A 19245-nucleotide genomic window follows, 5' to 3' on the forward strand; every position below is an offset into this window, starting at 1 on the left:
TGGCAAAATTAGATTTTCCTGTGCATATACAACGAAAAACAGTGGCAGTATCTGAAAGAGGATTTGGCACAATCTTAGTTGTAGACAACACAAAAGATATAGATTATGAGCTAGTAGATTATGATTATGTAAATAAGGTAGATCCCGAAGGAAAGCTATACAAACTACTAGTTAGATTGTTTGCACAAAAGCCACAACCTCAACAAGTGGCAGTATATGGTAAGGCAGGAGCAAGCACAGCCGAAGCGGTAAAAGAATTACTGAATGGTGGTAGGACTGATTGGTTTTGGCTGGTAACTACTGATAATAGCGTAGAGACTATTAAGAAATTATCTGAACTAGCACAGACTAACAGCAAGTTATATGCGGTTACAGTTAATAACTTTAAAGATTGTAAGGCTTTATATGATGAGCTATATGAAAATACCTTTGTAGACTATCACGACGATCCAGAGGCCTACAGTGCTGAGGGTACGGCGGTAATTATGTCTTACAAGATTGGAGCGAAAACTGCTAAGTTTAAGGAGGTTAAAGGTGTAAAGAGAGCGAATGTATCTGATACACAAATTAAGGATTTACACGAGCATGGTATTAATACCTATGTAGAGAAATTAGGTGTATTACAAAGGTCTGAAGGCTTAGTATTATCTGGAGAGTATCTAGATATCATCTTATCAGAATATTGGATAAGGTTTAAGATGGAAGAAAGAATCCTTAGAGCCTCTGTAGTGAATGATAAGATACCTTACACTAATACTGGTATTGGAATCCTAGTGGGTGTAGTTAGAGGCGTATTAGAGGAAGCTATCACACAAGGAATAGTAGTTCCTGGCCAAATTAGGATTGATTACAAGAAGAGAGAAGAAGTGGATGCGAACGAAGTAGCATTAAGAAAGTATGACCATATTGTTTGGGCTGTACAGCTACAAGGAGCAATCCATCAAGGAATTATATCAGGAGTCTTGACTTATGATATGGTGAACGAAATAGAAGAAAAGGCAGGTAATAATTAATGGTATTAGTATATAATCCTAAATTAGCTACAGTTACCGTAAATGGCCAATATATCACTGGATTTTCCGAAGACCAAATGGTAACTATTGAGAAGAACGAAGACAATGTTATGCCTAAGATAGGAGTAGACGGAGTAGTTTCATATGGAATTAACTTAGATGGTTCAGCGACTGTTAATCTAACCTTAATGCAGACTAGTCCATCTTTGCCACTATTCAGAGACTTAGCAAAGTCTAGGGAAACTTTTACTCTAGCTATTACTGATATGAACGATAATGCGGAAAGTCATGCAATGAATGATTGTATCATTCTTAAGAGCATGGACGAAAATACTGGTTTCAAAGAGCCAGACGAAGTAGAAGTACCTATATTTGTCCCATATTTTGAAGATTTGAGAGCAAGATAAAGATAAGGAGTTTTAAATGTCTAATAATAATAAGAAACAATTTTTACAAAAGAAAGTAACTATAGGAGATGTGGAATATACTTTCCAAAAGCTTCCTACTAAGAAAGCTTTAGAGATTAAGCAAAAGTGGTTGGATCAAAACAATAATGTTATAGAATTAACTATGTGCGAGCAATTGCTAGAACATGTCGTAGTTAATCCTAAGCGTTCTGTAGATGACTATGATGATGTGTCTGAATTAATGACAGTTTGCATACAGGCCAGTAACTTCCAATATGGCGGTAAATTCTCAAAAAACATGTAGAGAGTAGGGTCAGAGCTTTATATAATGAGTTCTGGAGACCTGCTCTTTTTTTGATAAGACAAAACTATCTAACCTATAGTGAGGCTATGGTTATTACACAAGAAGACTTGCAGGAGTTGACTGTAGCCGTGGAGAAGGTGGAAAAAGAGATAGCAAACGAAGTCAAAAGAATGACAAAGAAAGGTAGGTGAGCGAGTGGGAGACCAAAGAGAGCTTACCTGGAGGCTTGAAACTGATACTGGTAAAGCGGTATCGGATATACAAGAAGTCGATAAACAATTTGATAAAGTAAAAGAAAGTATGGAGGATGTCGATAAGAAATCCTCCATTTTTGATAAGATAGGCGGACCTATGAAGTCTGCTGGCTCTGCTGTATCTGCTTTTGGTGGAAAAGTAATGAATCTAGGCGGAGGAATGATGAAGACAGGAGCGAAGGTTACGGCCTTTACGGCTCCTGTTTCTCTTGCTTTAAAAGAAGGAGTGCAAGGTGCCTTAGAGCTTGATACGGCGATAAGACAGGTTACTACCCTAGCAGATGAAGACATACTACCTGTTAGTAAAATCCAAGATGAAGTTAGAAGGATATCAGATGCCTCTGGTATTGCACAGACTGAAATTAGTAATTCTATGTATGAGGCCTTATCATCTAGTGTAGGTAGTAGTGATGTAGTAGGTTTTGTAGACCAAGCGGTAAAGCTAACTAAGGCAGGATTTACTGATATGCCTACTGTTATTGATGCAACCACTACTGCCATGAATGCTTATGGTCTGAGTGGACAAGAAGCAGTAGGCCATATTCAAGATGTATTTGTTAAGACCCAAGATCTAGGTAAGATTACGGTTGATGAATTAGGTAAGTCTATAGGTAGGGTTATACCTTTTGCTTCGGCAGCTGGTGTATCTATAGACCAATTAGGGGCAGGGTATTCGATACTAACTGCTAAAGGTCAAAATGCCCAAATAGCTACTACTAACCTAAGCTCTCTAATATCTGAATTATCTACAAGCGGTACAAAGGCTGATAAAGCCTTGCGAGAGAATTTAGGTGGTTCTTTCAAAGAGTTAATGGAAAATGGCCAATCTATGGGCGATGTATTGCAATCCCTACAGGGTGTAGCTGAAGAAAACGGTGAGTCCTTAGGGGATATGTTTGGCAACAAGATGGCCACGTCTGCTGCTAATGCTTTGATGTCTGATGGTGCTGGAGCTTTTAACGATACTTTAAACAAGATGGTTAATAGTGGTGGTGCTGTAGATGCAAACTACGAAAAGATGATAGGACCTGCGGAGAAACTACAAAGAGCCCAGACTAAGCTTAAAAACTCTTTAATAGAGTTAGGGGGAGCTTTAGCTCCAGTCATAGAGAAATTTTCAAACGGACTATCTAAAATCACGGATAAGTTTAACTCCTTAAGCGATGAGACTAAAGGAAAAATAGCAAAGATAGCTGGAGCTATAGCTGTAGCTGGTCCTATTATAGCGGCCGTTGGTGCTGCTTTTATGGTGGTAGGTGGAGTTATAAAGACTATAGGCTTAGCTATAATGCTATTAGCAAGTCCTATCGGTCTAGTTGCGGCTGGTATAGCAGCTGTGGTTGCCGTTGGATATCTTTTATATGATAATTGGGAGTTAATAAAGCAGAAAGCAAGTGAAGTATGGGACGGAATATCAACTAAAATAAGTGAAGTAGCATTATCGGTAGCTACTACTATAGGCGAATTTGTCGAGGGGATAAAACTCAAATTTGATGAATTTGTAATGGCGGTAGGAGAGAAGTTTGAAACGGCCAAAGCCGTTATAATCGAGAAATTTACCGCCATGAAAGAGTGGGTAGGTACTATAATCGATGGAATCAAACTTAAAATTGATACATTTGCTGAAGGTATGGCAACCGCTATAAGTGGAGCTATAGAAACGGTCAAAGGAATGTTTGAAGGGTTAAGGTCTAAGGCAGTAGGTGCGATAGAAGGGATTAAGAGTGCGTGGAACGGTCTTAAGAACCTATTATCTAAGCCTATCAATGCGGTTGTAAATGTCGTCAAGAGTGGAGTTGGTAAGATAAAATCCTTGGCTGGATTTGCAACTGGTTTGTACCGTGTACCATATGATGAGTTCCCAGCTATGCTCCATAAAGACGAAATGGTTGTAAATGCTAGTGGGTCTGAACAACTTAGGGCTATGGGAGCGACTGAAAAAGGATTTAGTCAAACTCCAACCAATACAGGCATGGGTGATGTTAGTAGTGGTGTGATTAATAATACAGCAAGTACTAATAATAGTTCATTTAGTCCGCATATAACCGTTAATTATTATGGCCAAGGAAATGCTCAATCAGACGGTAACGTTATAGCTGATATAGTAGACGAAAGAATAATGTCCCTATTTAATACAGCTAATCTACAAAGGGGGTAAGCATGGCTAATCAACCGAATAAGATTACAAAGATAAGGCTAGGGTCAGTGTTATTAGACTGCACAACCACCGAAGAAGTATCTAAGAAAGCTAACGTTACTAAGAGGCCGATAGAGAAAGGCGAAGATATAGCTGATCATATGAAGACTAATCCATATGAAATTAGATTAAGCGGAATGATGGTAAATGATGCGGATAACAAGATAGCTACAATAGAACAAATGCAGAAGGATGCTGAACTTTTAGGATATATAGGTAAGCGTAGGATTGACGATGTAGTTATTGTAAGCTTTTCTACAAAGCAAAACAAAAAAATCATGGACGGTTACGACTGGGATTTATCTTTGCAGTCTGTAAAGATAGCCCAGCCAAAGAGTGCGAATCAAGATGTTAAAAGTCCGGATGGTAAAAGTCAAGGTCAGACCAAGGCAAAGGTTAAGGAAATGACTAATGCAGGAAGGAAGCAGATATTAAATACTAATAGTGTAAGTCGAGGGCAAAAGTCTTTGAGTGCGGCTGGTGGATCTATGGCTAGCAAGCACAGTATTAGCAATACAAATCCGGTAAGGGTTAGAAATAGGATGCTGTCGACTTTGACTACTGGTACGTCAAATAGAGCAAGAAGGATTGGGGGTAGATAATGCGTTTTATTAATATAGATAAAGACAGGATACCCTATGAGTTTGAGCTGGAAATAGATAAAGAAATATTTCAATTTGAGGTACTCTATAATTCTTATAAAGACTATTTCACGATTAACCTGTATAAGAATCACAAACCTGTAGTTATGGGTGAAAAAATAGTCCTTCATCAACCTCTGTTTGACGGCTTAGAGCATTTAGATATACCTAACATTATAGTTATCCCTTACGACACCACAGAAGGAGCTTTAAGGATAGGTTATGACAATTTAAGCGAGGATGTATTCTTGTATGTATTGGATTAGAGAAATAACTTTAGAAGCAGGGGGCAAGATTTTTGAGACTATAGGAGATAACGCCTTAGATATAGAATTTGATGTACCCTTTGCTGATAAAGCTGAGCCAGATGTGGCTACAGTAACTATATATAATTTATCTAATGACAGTATAGCTGAGATTAAAAAAGAAGGTAAGGCTATATTATCCGCTGGATATAAGGAAATGCACAATATATCCGAGATACTAAGCGGAGAAATAGAAGAAATGAAAACAGAATGGCGTGGCCTTGATAAGGTAACGACTATTACTATATCAGACGGAGCTAAGTCATGGAGAAAGAAAGAACTTAATAAGACTTACGCTAATGATACCAAAGCTAAGGCTATCATGAAAGATTTGATAGATACTCTTGGATATACAGTTGTGGAACTTAATCCTAAAAATAATATAAATTACCCTTTAGGTAAGACTATAAAAGGTGTAGCATCTAAAAGTTTGATACAATTAGCTAAAGATACTGAATCTAAAATGTTTGTAAATAAAGGGCGTATTGTTATAAGGCCAGAGGATAAGGGTTATGAGTCGGGAATACTCTTAAATGCTGATAGCGGTTTGCTTGATACTCCTACTCAAAACAAAAATATGACTGGAGATAAAATTGACACTCCTGATAGGGAGAAAGACAAGAAGAATAACGAAGAAGAAGTGCCATCATGGACGGTCAAATGTTTACTTAATCCACAAATTGAGACGGACTCTATTATAAGTATTGAATCCAGGTCAATCAATGGGAAATTTAGGGTAAAGTCGGGAAAACATTCAAAGGACTTTACAACAGAATTGGAGGTGGTTGAAGCTTGAAAGATGTATTAAGAAGTAAGAAAGATACTAATGCCGCCTTTAATAAATTCATGGATAATTTTACAGATACTTTATCCGCTAATACTATGGTGGCAAAGCTTGCTAAGGTTAAGAGTTTTGATCCTGAGAAAATGTATATTGAGGCTATGCCTTTACCTAGTGAAGAAAATTCCTTAGTTATAAATGTCCCTTTAGTAACCTTAAGATGTAAGGATTTTGTGGCCTACTATCCACTAAAAGAGGGGGACTATGTAGTATTGCTCTTTATGGATGGAGATACAGACCAGATACTCTTAGGTCAAGATAAGGCTGATACAGAAAGAATGCACGATGTATCTGATTGCGTAGCAATTGGCGGTTTTAGCCTCTTTAATGATACTTTAGGAGTAGTAGATGAAACGGGTTTTGTATTACAGAATATGACTAATAAAGACTCATATATTAATCTTAAAGCGAATGGAGATATAGAAATTAAAGGTAGTGCAATTAATATCTTAAGTCCTAATATTAAATTAGAAGGACATGCGACTTACAATGGCAGGGAGATAGCTAAAAAAGGAGACCCTACAACAGAAGGTGGTGTGATAGTGTGAGTTATTATGAAACATTTAAAATGACCAACGGAGACATAGACATTATAGACAATGACCTATATTTAGTAGGGGGTCAAGAAGAAATGAGGCAAAACATAGAAAATCGCTTAGCTGTGAATAAGGGTGAGTGGTTTCTAGATCTTAATCTAGGCTTATCTTATAAAGATATTACTGGCAAAGACATAAGAGATAGTGATATTGAATATTGGATAAGGGAATGTGTTTTGCAAGATGAAAGAATTAAGGAAGTAAGGAGCATTGATATAGATAGAAATAGCGAGAAAAGAACTGCTAATATATCAATACTTGTAATAGACCCATACAATGAGGAATTATCCTTAACGGGGGTGATTAATATTGGATAAGTTAAATATATACGAGGATTACGGTTCTATATCAGAATTTAAGGACGATGGATATGGAGTAACTAAGTATGGATTTAAGAGAAAATTATATAGTGAGTGCTTAGAAGAGAGAATAAGCCGAGCTAGAGAGGTTTTTGGTGTAAAGATTGATACATCGGAGACCTCTTTTCTAGGCAAATTGATTAGAAATGCAGCCTGGGACGAGGCTTATTTATGGGAACTTGCAGAAGCGGTATACATGAGTCCTTTTGTGAATACTGCAGAAGGGGCAGGACTTGACGCTGTAGGTCAATATTTAACGATAACTAGAAGACCAGCGACTAAGTCAAAAGGTTTTGTTACTATATACGGAAAGCCTGATACTTTAGTCCCTGCAGGTTTTAGAGTAGCTACTCAAAGCGGTATTGAATACTACACAAAAGATATTGTATATATAGGTGAAGACGGAACGGTCGATGTAGCTATAGAGTCTGTTATCGCGGGTAAAGATACCAATGCCCAAACTGGAGATATAAATACAATAGTTAACCCTACTTATGGTATTGAGAAAGTAAGTAATAAAGACTATACAGAAGGCGGTATGAATGTAGAAAGTGATGAAGAATTTAGGCTACGATATAAAAAATCTTATTCTAGGGTCGGGGGTTCTACTGTGCCAGCTATGACAGCTGCTCTTTTAGATATAGATGATGTAGTAGATTGTGAAGTAAGAGAAAATTTTACTATGAAAACTATAGATGGAATACCTCCTAAGTCTGTAGCATGCTTTGTTTTTGGTGGAGATACGGACAAAATTGTAGATACTATTTATCAGAATAAGCCAGCTGGAATAGAAGCATATGGCGAAACTTATAAATTTGTTGAAGATAAAAAAGGAATAAAACATAAGATAGGTTTTACTCGTGCAAACGAAGTAAAAATAAAGGTTGAAGCGAAAATCAAAAAGACGGACGACTATCCAGGAGATGATGTTATCAAGAGATCTATACTAAATTATATAGGGGGTGTAGATAAGGATAATGTAGAGTATTCGGGACTTAAACTAGGCGAAGATGTAATATATAACAAGCTTATAGCAAAGATATTATGTCCTGGAGGAGTAAGTGATGCTGATATAACTATAGGGGCAAGCCCTAAATTTACTATGGTCGACGAAACTATAGAAATTGAAAGGAACTCTATAGCGGTTACAAGTCCTGACCTAATAAGGATAAGTTATGTATAATGATTTGTATTTAAAAGCATGGAAAAGACTTCCAGAAAGATTCAGAAAGCAAACTAATAAAGACTTGTATTATGTACTATACAATGGGTCGGGAGAGCTTGAAAAAGCCTTTAGCTCAATCGAGGAAAGCCATAATATAGATAAGGCATATGGTAAGACCTTAGACCTATTAGGAGCTAATGTAGGCGAAATTAGAGCGGATAACATGAGTGATGACTTATACCGTTTGTATATCAAAGTCAGAATCATATCGAATCTTTCTATCGGAGATATACCGACTATAAATTATGTAATGAGTACCCTACTAGGAGATGATTATATATCGATAAAAGAAGGATTTTTAGATGGAGATTATCTTTATAATGAACCTGCCGCTTTAAGGTTATCAATTATGAACACTGCTGATATAGTTCCTTATGAGATATTAGAAAGGATAAAGGCAGCAGGAATAAGAATCCTTATAGACCAGATTTATGCTTTACAGTTTAAATTACAGACTAGATACGGAATAGATTCATGCAAAGTGTGGTTATGCGGGGAGCATCCTTGCGGAGATATACCTTATACTTATGCTATTGGTCAAGGTTCTTATATAGATCTTAAGGCTAAGAGTGGCCTATATAATTCTGAAAACTATTATGGATATGCTCCTAAGGGAGGCCTAATAATTATGAGAGACGATAAAAATAGGGAGTTTAGGTATGTGCAAGATATGAGTTCGGATAGACGTATTAACTTTGGAGGTAAGGATGATTAGTGATTATTTATTGAATAAAATCGCCCTGGAGACAGAGGCTAAGATTACCAAGGCGGAAGTAGAAATTGATGGAAAATTAGAAAAGGTACAGATTTTAAGAAAAGATGTTGATAAGAATTTGCTTAAGGTTTATGTAAATACCACTAAGTCCAAGGGCCTTATAACTGATATTAGGTTGCTTGATGATGATGGTAGGGTGCTTTTATCTAAGCCTTGTGAAAGGATAAAGAATATAGGCTATGCCTTAGTATCAAGTTTTTATATTAGATTTGTAGAAGAAGAATTGACGGACCCTATTAGTGTGTTTGAATTGAGGGGGATAGAAAATGTCTAGAAATAATTATAGTTTGGATAAGTACTATGATTTTTTGAAGAAAGATTTATATGATAGTGAAGAATTTAAGAATAAGCTAGCTAATGAGCAGATAGAGCTTGTAGGTTGGTATGACCATATAGCAGAGCTTGCTGATGTTAGGGAAGAGATTGATGTCGGCAAGAATGAAGCTGGAAATCCTCTAATTCAGCATATAAGGCATGATGGGGTAATTTTCCAAGAAGGGACACCAGTTAATGCAGAGAATATGGCCAAGATGGAATGGAATGATTTGATTAATAATATCAAGCTTTCGATATTAGGGGATGCTGTAAGAGCCTTGCAGGTCCAGGTCGCTACTTTGGTGGGCCAAAACTTTAATAATATGCCTTACAATCAATTTGTAGCTAGCTTTTCAGCGGATGGCTTAAATATATTAGAGGGTTGGTATGATGAAATCAATCAGAGAGGAGTTCTAAGTGTCTGAAGTTTATAAATGGTCGAGATTTAATATTAAACAAGAATCTTATCAGGAAAGACAAGCGGTAACTAAGTATAGGGACGTTAAAAAGACTAGGCAGGTTACTAAGTATAGGTATGAAACTAAGTATAGGAATGAGACTAAGACTAGGGAAGTAACTAAGAATGATGCTTATGGCCAAGGTGGATATGCTACAAGAGATAAGGCTTCGCTAGCTGCTTCTAACAAAGCAGTAAGCAGCGGATGGTTAATTAAAGACACTTATATCATACAGGATGGTCCTGGAGGTACTTGGTCTTATACTATAACTTATAGCTATAAAACAACCGAGACCTACACAGAAAAAGTCCCATATACTGAAAGAATCCCTTATACTGCTACAGAAGAATACACGGAAAAAGAGCCTTACACAGACTATGAGTATGTAACTAAGTATAGGGACGTGAAAGGTTCCTACTATGATGATGTAGTAAGTGAGGATAGGAGTGCTTATCCAGATAATGGCAAGAGTGGAAGTTATTTCTATGAGTACAAGGGCTTAGCTAATCGTCCTCCTGCTATAACAGGGTCTAATACGAAGTTAGGTAGTGTGAAATCTGACTTTAAGATTAGCTATACAGTAACAGACCCAGATGGGGACGAGGTTAAGGTTAAAATCCTAGTTGATGATAGGGTTATTCAATACCCTATTGCAGTTGCTTTAAATAAGGAGCAAACGGTTAATATAAGGCTATCTGATTATAGTTTAGGTGAGCATACTATAACGGTTACTGCTACTGATTCAAGCAATGCCTCTGCTAGTAGGGTGTACCATTTCAATAAGGACAATCAAGCTCCTAGCATTTCTGGTTCTGACCTAGATATGGGCGGAGTATCAAAAGACCTTAACATTGAATATATAGTCCAAGACGCTAATGGCGATAGTGTCAAGGTTGAGATAAAGGTTGATGGAGTAGTCAAGCAAGCCTCAACGCCTACCAGTTTGGGTGTAAGAAAAACATTTAATCTTCCTATTAAGAGTGTGGATTTAGGCCGTCACAAGGTAGAAATTATAGCAATGGATAGCCAAGGGGCAAGTTCGGTAAGGACTTATACTTTCCAAAGGGTTAATTCTACTCCAGTAATATCTGGCAATGATGTGAATTTAGGGGCTAAGAATACAGGATTTTCTTACAAATACCAGGTTAGCGATTCTGAAAAAGATAGCATAAAGGTAGTGGAGAAAATCAACGGCAATATTATAAGAACTATGGACAATGCCGCCTTAGGTCAAGACCATGTTATAACTATATCCAACGAGCAAATAGTTAAATTGCCTCTAAATAAAGAAAATACAATCGAAATAGAAGCAACTGATGGCATGGCTAAGGTTTACAGGCGTGTTACTTTTGTTAGAAATAATATGCCTCCAATCATAGCAGATAAGGACAAGGACTTAGGAAAAATCAAGGATAAGCTTTCTTATAATTATTCTGCTACTGATCCAGAGAAAGACCCTCTAAGCGTTGAGGTATATCTTGATGGACAAATCTATAGCAAGAAGAAAGCCTTGAAAGATGGAGAAGATAAGCGAATCCTTATTGATGGCAAAGACTGGATAAAGCTTAAAGCAGGTAAACATAAGCTTGAGATAGTAGTAGAAGACGATAAGGGCTTTAAGTCTAAAAGGACTATTAACTTCACCAAGGTTATAGATAGGTTGGTTGTAGAGTTAGCCGACAAGGGAATAAAGACGGATGCCTTAGCTAAAAGAGTATTTGTTGCTACAGCGGGGGTCTACGTAGCCCAAGGTGCTAAGGTCAAGTACGAAGTATGTAACAACTCATTAGATGAAGCCCCAAAGTGGGAGGATGCCACTAGTGCAGTTCTTGAAAATAAGGCTTATGTCTTTACTAATAAGGAGAAAAAAGCAAGTCAAGCTGGCGTAAATATTAGGGTCACCATTACTAAGGGAGAATCTAAAACTCCAAGCTATGTGTCAAATTTAGGAGGTACTTTTGATTAAAATCTACAACGAAAAGTCTATAAAAGAAATTAATGAACTAAGGGACAAGGGGCTATATAACGCTCCTTTTTCTGTGCTTGAAGAAATGAATAAGATTGAAGTTAAGGCTGACACTAAGAAGCTTGAAGAAGATATCAAGGACAAGGAAGAAGCCTCTGCAATGGCGGTAGTTGAGATATACGAGGCTATCGATGTGGCCAAGAAGGAAATACAGGAAGCACAATCGCAGGCAGTAATTGAGATTTACGAAAGTATTGGAGGATTAAATGACTAAGAGATATAGCGTGTTTGCGAAGGCTTATAAGACTGGAATTATTATAGGCTTTAGGACAATTGAAGATGTGAGACCAGAGGCTTTGAGAAAAGATGTAGAAGAACTTTTGGCCATGGATGGGCTAGGTCCAGATTGCAAGCCTTTGAAGGTGGAAGAGCCTAAGGAAGATGGAAATACAAGCGAGGCCAAGGAGGGAGCTCCTAAGGAAAATGAGAGCGAAGAAGAATCCCCTAATAAAGAGGAAGACGAAAAAGAAGTCAAGGAGGCTAAGTAATGGCTATAGCAAATATTAATGCGAGATTTCAGTTTCAAAAGATGACAAAGGCCGAATGGGAAGAGTGGGGTGACATCCTACTTGATGGAGAACTAGCCTATGAGGCGGACACCACTAAAATGAAAATGGGGGATGGCGTGCATAGATACACTGACTTACCTTATATAGATATAGGCGGGAAAAGTGTGATTGTATCTAGTGAAAAGCCTCCTGTTGATAAAGACAATATATGGATAAAGCCCGATGTTGATAAGGTAGGATATGAGTTAGCAATTGACGAATTTATTGATGTGTTTAGGCCTAATTCTATTATTTCAGACATGGGCAGATGGGTTAATTATAATGACGAAATAAAAACAGAGATAAATGAATATGAAGATGATGATTTTGTTTTGAGTTTCTCGACAGGCGGAAGGTTAAGTAAAGACCAAAAAGAGTCTCTGGGCATAAATGATGAATTTGATAAATATCTAGAATACGATGAAGTAGATGGATTACATGTGTTTGGTAAGGTGTATCCTTTAGAAAAAGTTTTTAGAGAAGTTAAGAAAATTGGGCTACAATATAATATTTTCATAATTGCCCAGCTAAAAGAAGAGTATGTAGAAGACTTTAAGATGAGTTACTATGAGTATCTAAAATCTATAAGTAATGTAATTTTCGGTGATAAATATAATTATTTAATGGAAGATTTAAAGAGAGTCGCAAAATGGATTCAGGATGAAAATCCTAAGCACATATACGATGAAAGCACTAATGAATCCGTCAACATCAGTATTAATCTAACCCTTCTTAAGGAAAAAGTGAAAGGAAAAAGAACTGCTGTGTATATATCAAATGAAGATAATAGCGAGTGGGTTGAGGTTAAATAAGATAGGGTAATTAAGGGAGCTTATGCTCTCTTTTTTATATAAATATTAAGAAAGGAAGTGATTAAGTTGTGTTAGAAATCACAAAAGCAGTGGCGGATTTTGGCGTCTTAATTGTGATAGCAGGAATATTTTTCTATTTCTCTATCACAGATAAGAGAACCTGGCAGAGAAACCAAGACAAGTGGTTTGAAAAGAGTAATGAGATTAATGATAAGCTCACAAATATAATTGCTGACAATACTACTATGCTTAATATTCATGAGGCTATCCTGGATAAGCACTCCGCAGACAGCAAGCAGAGCTTAGGGAATCTAAACTCTAAGGTGGACAAGATTGACGACAAAATCGACAAGCTACAATCCACCACAAACGAGCTTTTCACAAAAGAGATGGCAGAGGATATTAAGAAGGAATTGAAAGATTTAAAACGTTGATAGGGCTAGCGAAAGTTAGTCCTTTTGATGTGCACACGGACATTCACAAGAAAGACGAAGAACGTTGAAATTTAGAGGAAAACTCATCACAAGCATTTTCACAAGGAGGTAATTATGGGAAGTGTAAAAGCAATGATTGACTATGCAAAGAGTAGATGGCATGTGCCAGAATATGTAATGGGCGGAGGAAGAATCGGAAAGGAAGCAAGCTACAACAGTGCTACAGACGACTGTTCATCTTTTGTTTATAAGTCTCTCAAGAAAGGTGGATTTATACCTGAGACAACATGGAATGGATCCACAGAAGACTTATTCAGATTAGCGAGAGAAGGCAAGTATCTTAAAGAAATCTCTTACGATGAAGTAAGAGAAGGAGATATCTTTGTAAAAGGTGTAGAAGGCGGAAGTGGTGGAGAGTATGGCCATACTGGTATTTTCTTAAGAAAAGGGGAGATCATCCACTGTAACGCTGGACTTAACTGGACAGTAACAACTAACAATGAGAATGAAGGGTATTGGTACTATCTAGATGATTCTTACTATCCTGTAAGGTACTTTAGACCTATAGGAGCAGTAGAAGAATCTAATCCTAAAAATAAAAACACTTCATCTACTAAATGGAATAAGGTTAAAGATGAAGATTGGCATGGTCTAACTACTACCGTATGTAATGTGAGGGCATATCCAAGTACGGATGCACCAATAGTGGCACAGTACGGAGCGTGGGAAAATATCTACTATGATTCAGTTTATGAAGAAAACGGCTGTAGATGGATCTCATATATAGGCAATGATTCAGGTAAAAGACGTTATGTAGCTTATAGATATACTAGTGGAGATACTACTCCATGGATTCTTTTTTAGGAGGTAAAAATGATTTTTAAAAATGATAAAGTTTATGATACTTTAAAAACTATATCTTTGATAGCTATACCAGTAAGCACTTTTATAGTTGCTATACTGGGGGCTTATAACTATGGGAACCTGGAAAGAGTTACTGCGGTACTAGCAGCAGTTAATACGCTTTTGGGATCTCTAGTCAAGATATCAAGTGCAAAATACAACAAAGAAAATAATTAGGAAAAGAATCAAAATATTAACAAGGCAAGTAAAAAATCTACCTCGATAATTAAGAAGGGATAAATATTCTCCGTGATCTCTTGTCGTCCCACCTTTGGTAGAGGGTGGGGCTTTTTTTGTGCTTATGTTTACTTGAAAAAGAGTTAGCATTAGAATAAAATAAATATGAAGGCAATACCTATGGCCACCCGTGCGGTGGTCTTTTTTGTGTATAGATTTATGGTATAGTAGTTAAGAAAACAACATGGTTTTTCGTTCGAGAAGGGATTAATGTGGACGTTGTTAAAATATTAGAAATAATTATTTTAGTAATGACAGTTATAAAGCTCGCTTTAGAGATTAAAAAGATTAAGTAACATTTCTGTTGTCTAAACCAGTGATTTTAAAGTTTTTGTATGATTGGGTAACTCGTCGCCTCCTTAAAAGAAAAATAAATTGAACTTAAAGAATTAATAGTTGTCTTTAATTTCATTTACTTTTACCATAAATTGTGGTAGAATGTAGTTGACAACAGATATCCACAATATCCTGTTAAGAGAATAAGCGAAAACGAGTATAGCTTATTGATGAATAGAGAATTAACGTCCCTCTAACCTCATCTTAATCTCGACCTCGGTTTAAACCCACTCAAGCAAAGGGAGAGTCTCAACCGCTCTCCTTTTTGCTTGCTTTTTTATTTTTATCTTTCTTTAAAGGCATATAAACGGACATGTTATATATGAGAATGTAAGATAACCTACTTTAAAAAGAGTTAGAATTAGTATATAATAGTTATAAAGGCAATACCATTAGGCTACCCAATATCGGGTAGCTTTTTTGTATTTATTTTGAAAAATATTGACATATTATACTATCGATAGTATAATATAAGTATAGAAAGGAGGTAAGCAATGGATATTATAGAAAAAATAATAAGCCTTGCAACTGCGATAGTAACACTGACAACAGCTATCATACAGTACAAGGCTAGCAAGAAGGATAAATAATTATCCTTCCCCCTTATGGGGTCAATACTATAATACTTTATCCATTGTTAAAAGTAAATGACTATAAGAGTTATAACATTGATTATATCGATAATCGCATTAATAATATCTTTGATGGCTTACAGAAATTCTAAAAAAAGGTAGAGGGAAAATGAATAAAAATAGTGGACAAACACGAGCAAATAAAAAATGGCAAGATAAAAATAGAGAATATACAAGATATTTAAACGCTAGAAGTGCAGCCAGAGGATTTATAAGAAATAGGGCTACTTTAGAAGATTTAGAAGAGCTAAAAAATATGATAGAAGAGAAAGAAAAAGACCTAAATAAATAGTATAATGATAATAATGGGTTATCCTAGACCGTCTATTGAAGGGCGGTCTTTTTTTGTTACGAAATTGAATCCGATATAAAATTATCGTCGGTTAATCGTCGGAATACGTAGGGATATTTTTAAAAAACTGCCAAAATTTGAATTTATAATCAGAATTTTATCACTATAATCGAAAATATCATAAAAGTCTCTATTTATAATTTAAATTAGTATACCTATAGTATGCCTAAAGATATAAAGTCGCTTATATCGCAAAATAGAGCCTATACTAGTGATTGCAAGGGGTACATTCATATAAGTAAAGATAGAGCTAAGGAATGGACGGAAATAAATTTAGAAGCCGAAGACTATATGAAGATTTTCGGAAAGGTAGATGAATAATTATAAGCAAAGTAAAAGAGGCTCTCGAAGCCTCTTATTTTTTTAAAAAATATTTCTATAACTTGTTACGAAACTTGTTACGATAGTTTGATGTTTCTTGACGTTTTTTGATTTTCGAACTTCTACAAAACAGTGATTTGAAGCCTTTTGACGTCTCTTGATTTATATGGTGGAGGTGAAGGGATTTGAACCCTTGTCCGCGGAAGATTTCTCCATAGCATCTACAAGCTTAGTAAGATTTATAATTTTGCATAAAGAATAAAAACCTTACAAAAAATCCTTATGCTAGCTTCATGATACTAATTGTATGGCAAAGCTTACATACAACAGTTGTCGCTAAATTATGAAACAAATATCAGGCTTGCGACGAGCTCGATATTTATTGCTTGCCTTAAATTAGGCAGCTAGTGCGAAGTTTGCTTCGCTATTGTTGTTTGCGTTTATATTTAATTGCCAATTTACGTTTTAGCATACGACTTGCAACCATGGGATCGTCGACCACGTCGAAACCAAGTCACCCCCGTTCAATTAATTATACTTTTAAAGTTTTACTTGTCAAAAGATAGGATGTTAGTTAAAATATAAGTGAGAAAAGGTTTTTTTCTTTAGTTTAATTTTTATGCATTAGATATATATATTTTTATACAATGGGTATATATAGAAGGAGATAAATTTTCTTATCAAGGAGGAAATATGAGAAATTCTAACAAGATTTGCGCCATGCTTTTAGCAGGAGGACAAGGTTCTAGACTAAAAGCTTTAACAAGAGAGATGGCAAAGCCAGTTGTACCTTTTGGCGGAAAGTACAAAATTATAGATTTTGCCCTAAGCAACTCCACAAATTCAGACATTAAAGATATAGGTGTGCTTACCCAATACAAGCCACAATTACTTAACCAACACTTGGGAATAGGTGCTCCATGGGACTATGATAGAAATTTCGGAGGGCTAAGGATACTCACACCATATTACACCGAAGAAGGCGGTAGATGGTTTGAAGGTACAGCCTCTGCTATATATGAAAATATTAATTATCTGGATGAGGTTAATCCTGAGTATGTTCTGATTCTTTCAGGAGACCATATATATAAAATGGACTACAGAGAGCTTTTAGATGTTCATAAGAAAAATGGAGCGGATGCGACAATCGCTGTTATGGAAGTTGATTGGGATGAAGCTTCAAGGTTTGGTATTATGAATACCAATGATGAAGATAGGATTGTTGAATTTGAGGAGAAACCAGAAAATCCAAAATCAAATCTAGCTTCAATGGGAATTTATATATTCAATTGGCAAGTATTAAGAAGAGAATTAATCGAAGATAGCAAAAATAAAGACTCCTCTAATGATTTCGGTAAGGATATTATTCCTAAAATGCTTGATGAAGGTTTAAATCTTTACGTTTATAAATTTGATGGATATTGGAAAGATGTAGGAACTGTAAGGAGCTTCTGGCAAGCAAACCTAGATCTTATAGATCCTGAAAACGAGTTAGATATTTATGACGAAAACTGGAAGATTTATACAGCTTCCCTTAACTTACCTCCTCACAGAATAGGAAAAACTGGACAGCTTAGCGATTCTTTAGTTAATGAGGCTTGTGTTATCGATGGTAAGGTAAGTAATTCGGTATTATTCTCAAGTGTAGAAGTAGAAGAAGGTGCTGAAGTTTATAACTCTGTATTACTAAACGGGGTTAAAGTAAAAAGCGGTGCCAAGATTTATAATTGTGTAGTCGCATCTGATATGACAATAACCGATAGTATTGGCAAGGAAGATGATGGAAAAGTATATCTTGTAAGCAAGGAAGGAATTGAGGAGGAATAATATGCCAAATATTGTAGCTTTAATATATAGTTCAGAATTTAAAGAGAGAAATTATGGTGTATTGTGTAAACATAGGCCAGACTATATGCTTCCTTTTGGTGGTAGATATAGAATAATAGACTTTGCTCTATCAAACATAGCTAACCATGATATTTCAAGAGTGGTTTTGTATGCGGACAGGATGATTAGATCAACACTCGATCATATCGGTAATGGAAAAAGTTGGGAACTAAATAGGAGAAATGGTGGACTATTAATAAACTCTCCTTCATATAGTTCTAATGGAAATCTCAGCGAGATAGAGACATATTACGACACTATTAGATACTTTGAAGATCATCCTTCTGATTATATTTACATTAAAAATCCAATGTATATCAATAAGGTAGACATAACTGATGCAAAGGAAACAATGGAATCAAATAACCTTGATTGTTTAATATTTTCTTCCAAAACTGTTGATAAGGACGGTTATTATCTTAATAGAAGAATTATCTCATCTGATGAAGAAGGAAAGCCTTGCTCTGTTGGTCTAAATCTTGGAATGAGTGAAGATATTGATCTATTCCTTGGCTCAATTATGATAAAGAGAGATCTATTCTTAAGAATCTTAAGGACTGCAATGGAAAGAAATTCTCAAATGTCCTTACTTAACGCTATATTTTCTTTTGCTGGAGATGCCAATATAGATTTTTATAGACATAATAAGGAATTTGAAATAATATCTGATATTAATTCCTTCTTCGAAGCGAACATGAAATTATTAAATAAAGAAGACTTCGATCAACTCTTCTACGAAGATGGATTAGTTTATACAAAATCAAAAGATGAACCTTCAACCTCCTATACTAAGGAATCTAATGTAAAGAATTCTCTAATTGCTAATGGTTCAATCATAAGAGGGGATGTAGAAAATTCAATCATATTCAGAGGTGTAGATATTGGTAAGGGTGCTACAATCAAGAACTCAATAATATTCCAGGATACTGTAATTTCTGATGGTGCAATTCTAAATTATGCTATCACAGATAAGAGGACTTTTGTGGATAAGGATACTAGACTATTTGGTAATAGGTCTCATCCATTCGTGACATCAAAAGATGAACATTTAGAGAAAGGATTGTAAT

General features: G+C 35.9%; 25 protein-coding genes and 1 other RNA gene. 25 read left to right on the forward strand and 1 reads right to left on the reverse strand.

Annotation, left to right across the window (positions count from 1 at the left end; genetic code table 11):
• Positions 1 to 20: 20 nt before the first annotated feature.
• The 23 genes from APRE_RS04340 to APRE_RS09725 all read left to right on the forward strand — a co-directional run bounded on the left by APRE_RS04340 (position 21) and on the right by APRE_RS09725 (position 16291).
• The gene (locus APRE_RS04340) at positions 21 to 1013 is read left to right on the forward strand and encodes a DUF3383 domain-containing protein (RefSeq protein ID WP_257005696.1); all 993 of its coding nucleotides are present in this window, start codon (positions 21 to 23) and stop codon (positions 1011 to 1013) included.
• Positions 1013 to 1420 carry a phage structural protein gene (locus APRE_RS04345; protein ID WP_015777778.1) on the forward strand — a complete coding sequence of 136 codons (408 nt, stop codon included), beginning with the start codon at positions 1013 to 1015 and terminating at the stop codon, positions 1418 to 1420. Before APRE_RS04340 ends, APRE_RS04345 begins: the two co-directional genes overlap by 1 nt.
• Positions 1421 to 1436: 16 nt before the next feature.
• Positions 1437 to 1724 carry a hypothetical protein gene (locus tag APRE_RS04350; protein WP_015777779.1) on the forward strand — a complete coding sequence of 96 codons (288 nt, stop codon included), beginning with the start codon at positions 1437 to 1439 and terminating at the stop codon, positions 1722 to 1724.
• Between the two features lie 50 nt (positions 1725 to 1774).
• Positions 1775 to 1915, forward strand: a complete 141-nt coding sequence (locus APRE_RS09720) for a hypothetical protein (protein ID WP_169302046.1) — start codon at positions 1775 to 1777, stop codon at positions 1913 to 1915.
• Between the two features lie 4 nt (positions 1916 to 1919).
• Positions 1920 to 4136, forward strand: coding sequence for a phage tail tape measure protein (locus APRE_RS04355; protein WP_015777780.1), 2217 nt, complete (start codon positions 1920 to 1922; stop codon positions 4134 to 4136).
• A gap of 2 nt (positions 4137 to 4138) precedes the next feature.
• A complete protein-coding gene (locus APRE_RS04360; RefSeq protein ID WP_015777781.1) occupies positions 4139 to 4777 on the forward strand; it encodes a phage baseplate protein in 639 nt (212 codons plus the stop codon).
• Positions 4777 to 5082, forward strand: a complete 306-nt coding sequence (locus APRE_RS04365) for a phage baseplate plug family protein (RefSeq protein WP_015777782.1) — start codon at positions 4777 to 4779, stop codon at positions 5080 to 5082. Before APRE_RS04360 ends, APRE_RS04365 begins: the two co-directional genes overlap by 1 nt.
• Complete coding sequence (locus APRE_RS04370; RefSeq protein WP_015777783.1) at positions 5069 to 5917, forward strand: phage protein; 849 nt, start codon at positions 5069 to 5071, stop codon at positions 5915 to 5917. The genes APRE_RS04365 and APRE_RS04370 overlap by 14 nt, the downstream gene beginning before the upstream one ends.
• Complete coding sequence (locus APRE_RS04375) at positions 5914 to 6510, forward strand: Gp138 family membrane-puncturing spike protein (RefSeq protein WP_015777784.1); 597 nt, start codon at positions 5914 to 5916, stop codon at positions 6508 to 6510. Before APRE_RS04370 ends, APRE_RS04375 begins: the two co-directional genes overlap by 4 nt.
• The gene (locus APRE_RS04380) at positions 6507 to 6875 is read left to right on the forward strand and encodes a contractile injection system sheath initiator (RefSeq protein ID WP_015777785.1); all 369 of its coding nucleotides are present in this window, start codon (positions 6507 to 6509) and stop codon (positions 6873 to 6875) included. The genes APRE_RS04375 and APRE_RS04380 overlap by 4 nt, the downstream gene beginning before the upstream one ends.
• Positions 6868 to 8100 carry a baseplate J/gp47 family protein gene (locus APRE_RS04385; RefSeq protein ID WP_015777786.1) on the forward strand — a complete coding sequence of 411 codons (1233 nt, stop codon included), beginning with the start codon at positions 6868 to 6870 and terminating at the stop codon, positions 8098 to 8100. The genes APRE_RS04380 and APRE_RS04385 overlap by 8 nt, the downstream gene beginning before the upstream one ends.
• Complete coding sequence (locus tag APRE_RS04390) at positions 8093 to 8857, forward strand: hypothetical protein (RefSeq protein ID WP_015777787.1); 765 nt, start codon at positions 8093 to 8095, stop codon at positions 8855 to 8857. Before APRE_RS04385 ends, APRE_RS04390 begins: the two co-directional genes overlap by 8 nt.
• Positions 8850 to 9191 carry a hypothetical protein gene (locus tag APRE_RS04395; protein ID WP_015777788.1) on the forward strand — a complete coding sequence of 114 codons (342 nt, stop codon included), beginning with the start codon at positions 8850 to 8852 and terminating at the stop codon, positions 9189 to 9191. Before APRE_RS04390 ends, APRE_RS04395 begins: the two co-directional genes overlap by 8 nt.
• Positions 9184 to 9657, forward strand: coding sequence for a hypothetical protein (locus APRE_RS04400; RefSeq protein WP_015777789.1), 474 nt, complete (start codon positions 9184 to 9186; stop codon positions 9655 to 9657). Before APRE_RS04395 ends, APRE_RS04400 begins: the two co-directional genes overlap by 8 nt.
• Entirely contained in the window at positions 9650 to 11656 is a 2007-nt protein-coding gene (locus APRE_RS09415) for a hypothetical protein (RefSeq protein WP_015777790.1), read from the forward strand. Before APRE_RS04400 ends, APRE_RS09415 begins: the two co-directional genes overlap by 8 nt.
• Positions 11649 to 11930 (forward strand): hypothetical protein, encoded by a 282-nt coding sequence (locus tag APRE_RS04410; protein ID WP_015777791.1) that lies wholly within the window; start codon positions 11649 to 11651, stop codon positions 11928 to 11930. The genes APRE_RS09415 and APRE_RS04410 overlap by 8 nt, the downstream gene beginning before the upstream one ends.
• A complete protein-coding gene (locus APRE_RS04415) occupies positions 11923 to 12204 on the forward strand; it encodes a hypothetical protein (RefSeq protein WP_015777792.1) in 282 nt (93 codons plus the stop codon). Before APRE_RS04410 ends, APRE_RS04415 begins: the two co-directional genes overlap by 8 nt.
• A complete protein-coding gene (locus APRE_RS04420) occupies positions 12204 to 13076 on the forward strand; it encodes a hypothetical protein (RefSeq protein WP_015777793.1) in 873 nt (290 codons plus the stop codon). Before APRE_RS04415 ends, APRE_RS04420 begins: the two co-directional genes overlap by 1 nt.
• Before the next feature lie 68 nt (positions 13077 to 13144).
• Complete coding sequence (locus tag APRE_RS04425; protein ID WP_015777794.1) at positions 13145 to 13510, forward strand: hypothetical protein; 366 nt, start codon at positions 13145 to 13147, stop codon at positions 13508 to 13510.
• 114 nt (positions 13511 to 13624) lie between these two features.
• Entirely contained in the window at positions 13625 to 14374 is a 750-nt protein-coding gene (locus tag APRE_RS04430; RefSeq protein WP_015777795.1) for a peptidoglycan amidohydrolase family protein, read from the forward strand.
• Positions 14375 to 14383: 9 nt separating this feature from the next.
• Entirely contained in the window at positions 14384 to 14590 is a 207-nt protein-coding gene (locus APRE_RS04435) for a phage holin (protein ID WP_015777796.1), read from the forward strand.
• Between the two features lie 1137 nt (positions 14591 to 15727).
• Positions 15728 to 15910 carry a hypothetical protein gene (locus APRE_RS04440; RefSeq protein ID WP_015777798.1) on the forward strand — a complete coding sequence of 61 codons (183 nt, stop codon included), beginning with the start codon at positions 15728 to 15730 and terminating at the stop codon, positions 15908 to 15910.
• A gap of 222 nt (positions 15911 to 16132) precedes the next feature.
• Entirely contained in the window at positions 16133 to 16291 is a 159-nt protein-coding gene (locus tag APRE_RS09725) for a hypothetical protein (RefSeq protein WP_169302047.1), read from the forward strand.
• A gap of 167 nt (positions 16292 to 16458) precedes the next feature.
• Here the strand turns inward: APRE_RS09725 and ssrA are convergent.
• Positions 16459 to 16813: a transfer-messenger RNA gene (gene ssrA / locus APRE_RS09510) on the reverse strand.
• A gap of 171 nt (positions 16814 to 16984) precedes the next feature.
• On the opposite strand from ssrA, the gene APRE_RS04445 reads away from it, so the two are divergent.
• Together APRE_RS04445 and glgD are read left to right on the forward strand one after the other, a co-directional pair.
• On the forward strand, positions 16985 to 18118 hold the full coding sequence (locus APRE_RS04445; RefSeq protein ID WP_015777799.1) for a glucose-1-phosphate adenylyltransferase: 1134 nt from the start codon (positions 16985 to 16987) through the stop codon (positions 18116 to 18118).
• A gap of 1 nt (position 18119) precedes the next feature.
• On the forward strand, positions 18120 to 19244 hold the full coding sequence (gene glgD / locus APRE_RS04450; protein WP_015777800.1) for a glucose-1-phosphate adenylyltransferase subunit GlgD: 1125 nt from the start codon (positions 18120 to 18122) through the stop codon (positions 19242 to 19244).
• Position 19245 lies beyond the last annotated feature (1 nt).

This window comes from Anaerococcus prevotii DSM 20548 (genome assembly GCF_000024105.1).
GTDB classification, from domain to species: Bacteria; Bacillota; Clostridia; order Tissierellales; family Peptoniphilaceae; genus Anaerococcus; species Anaerococcus prevotii.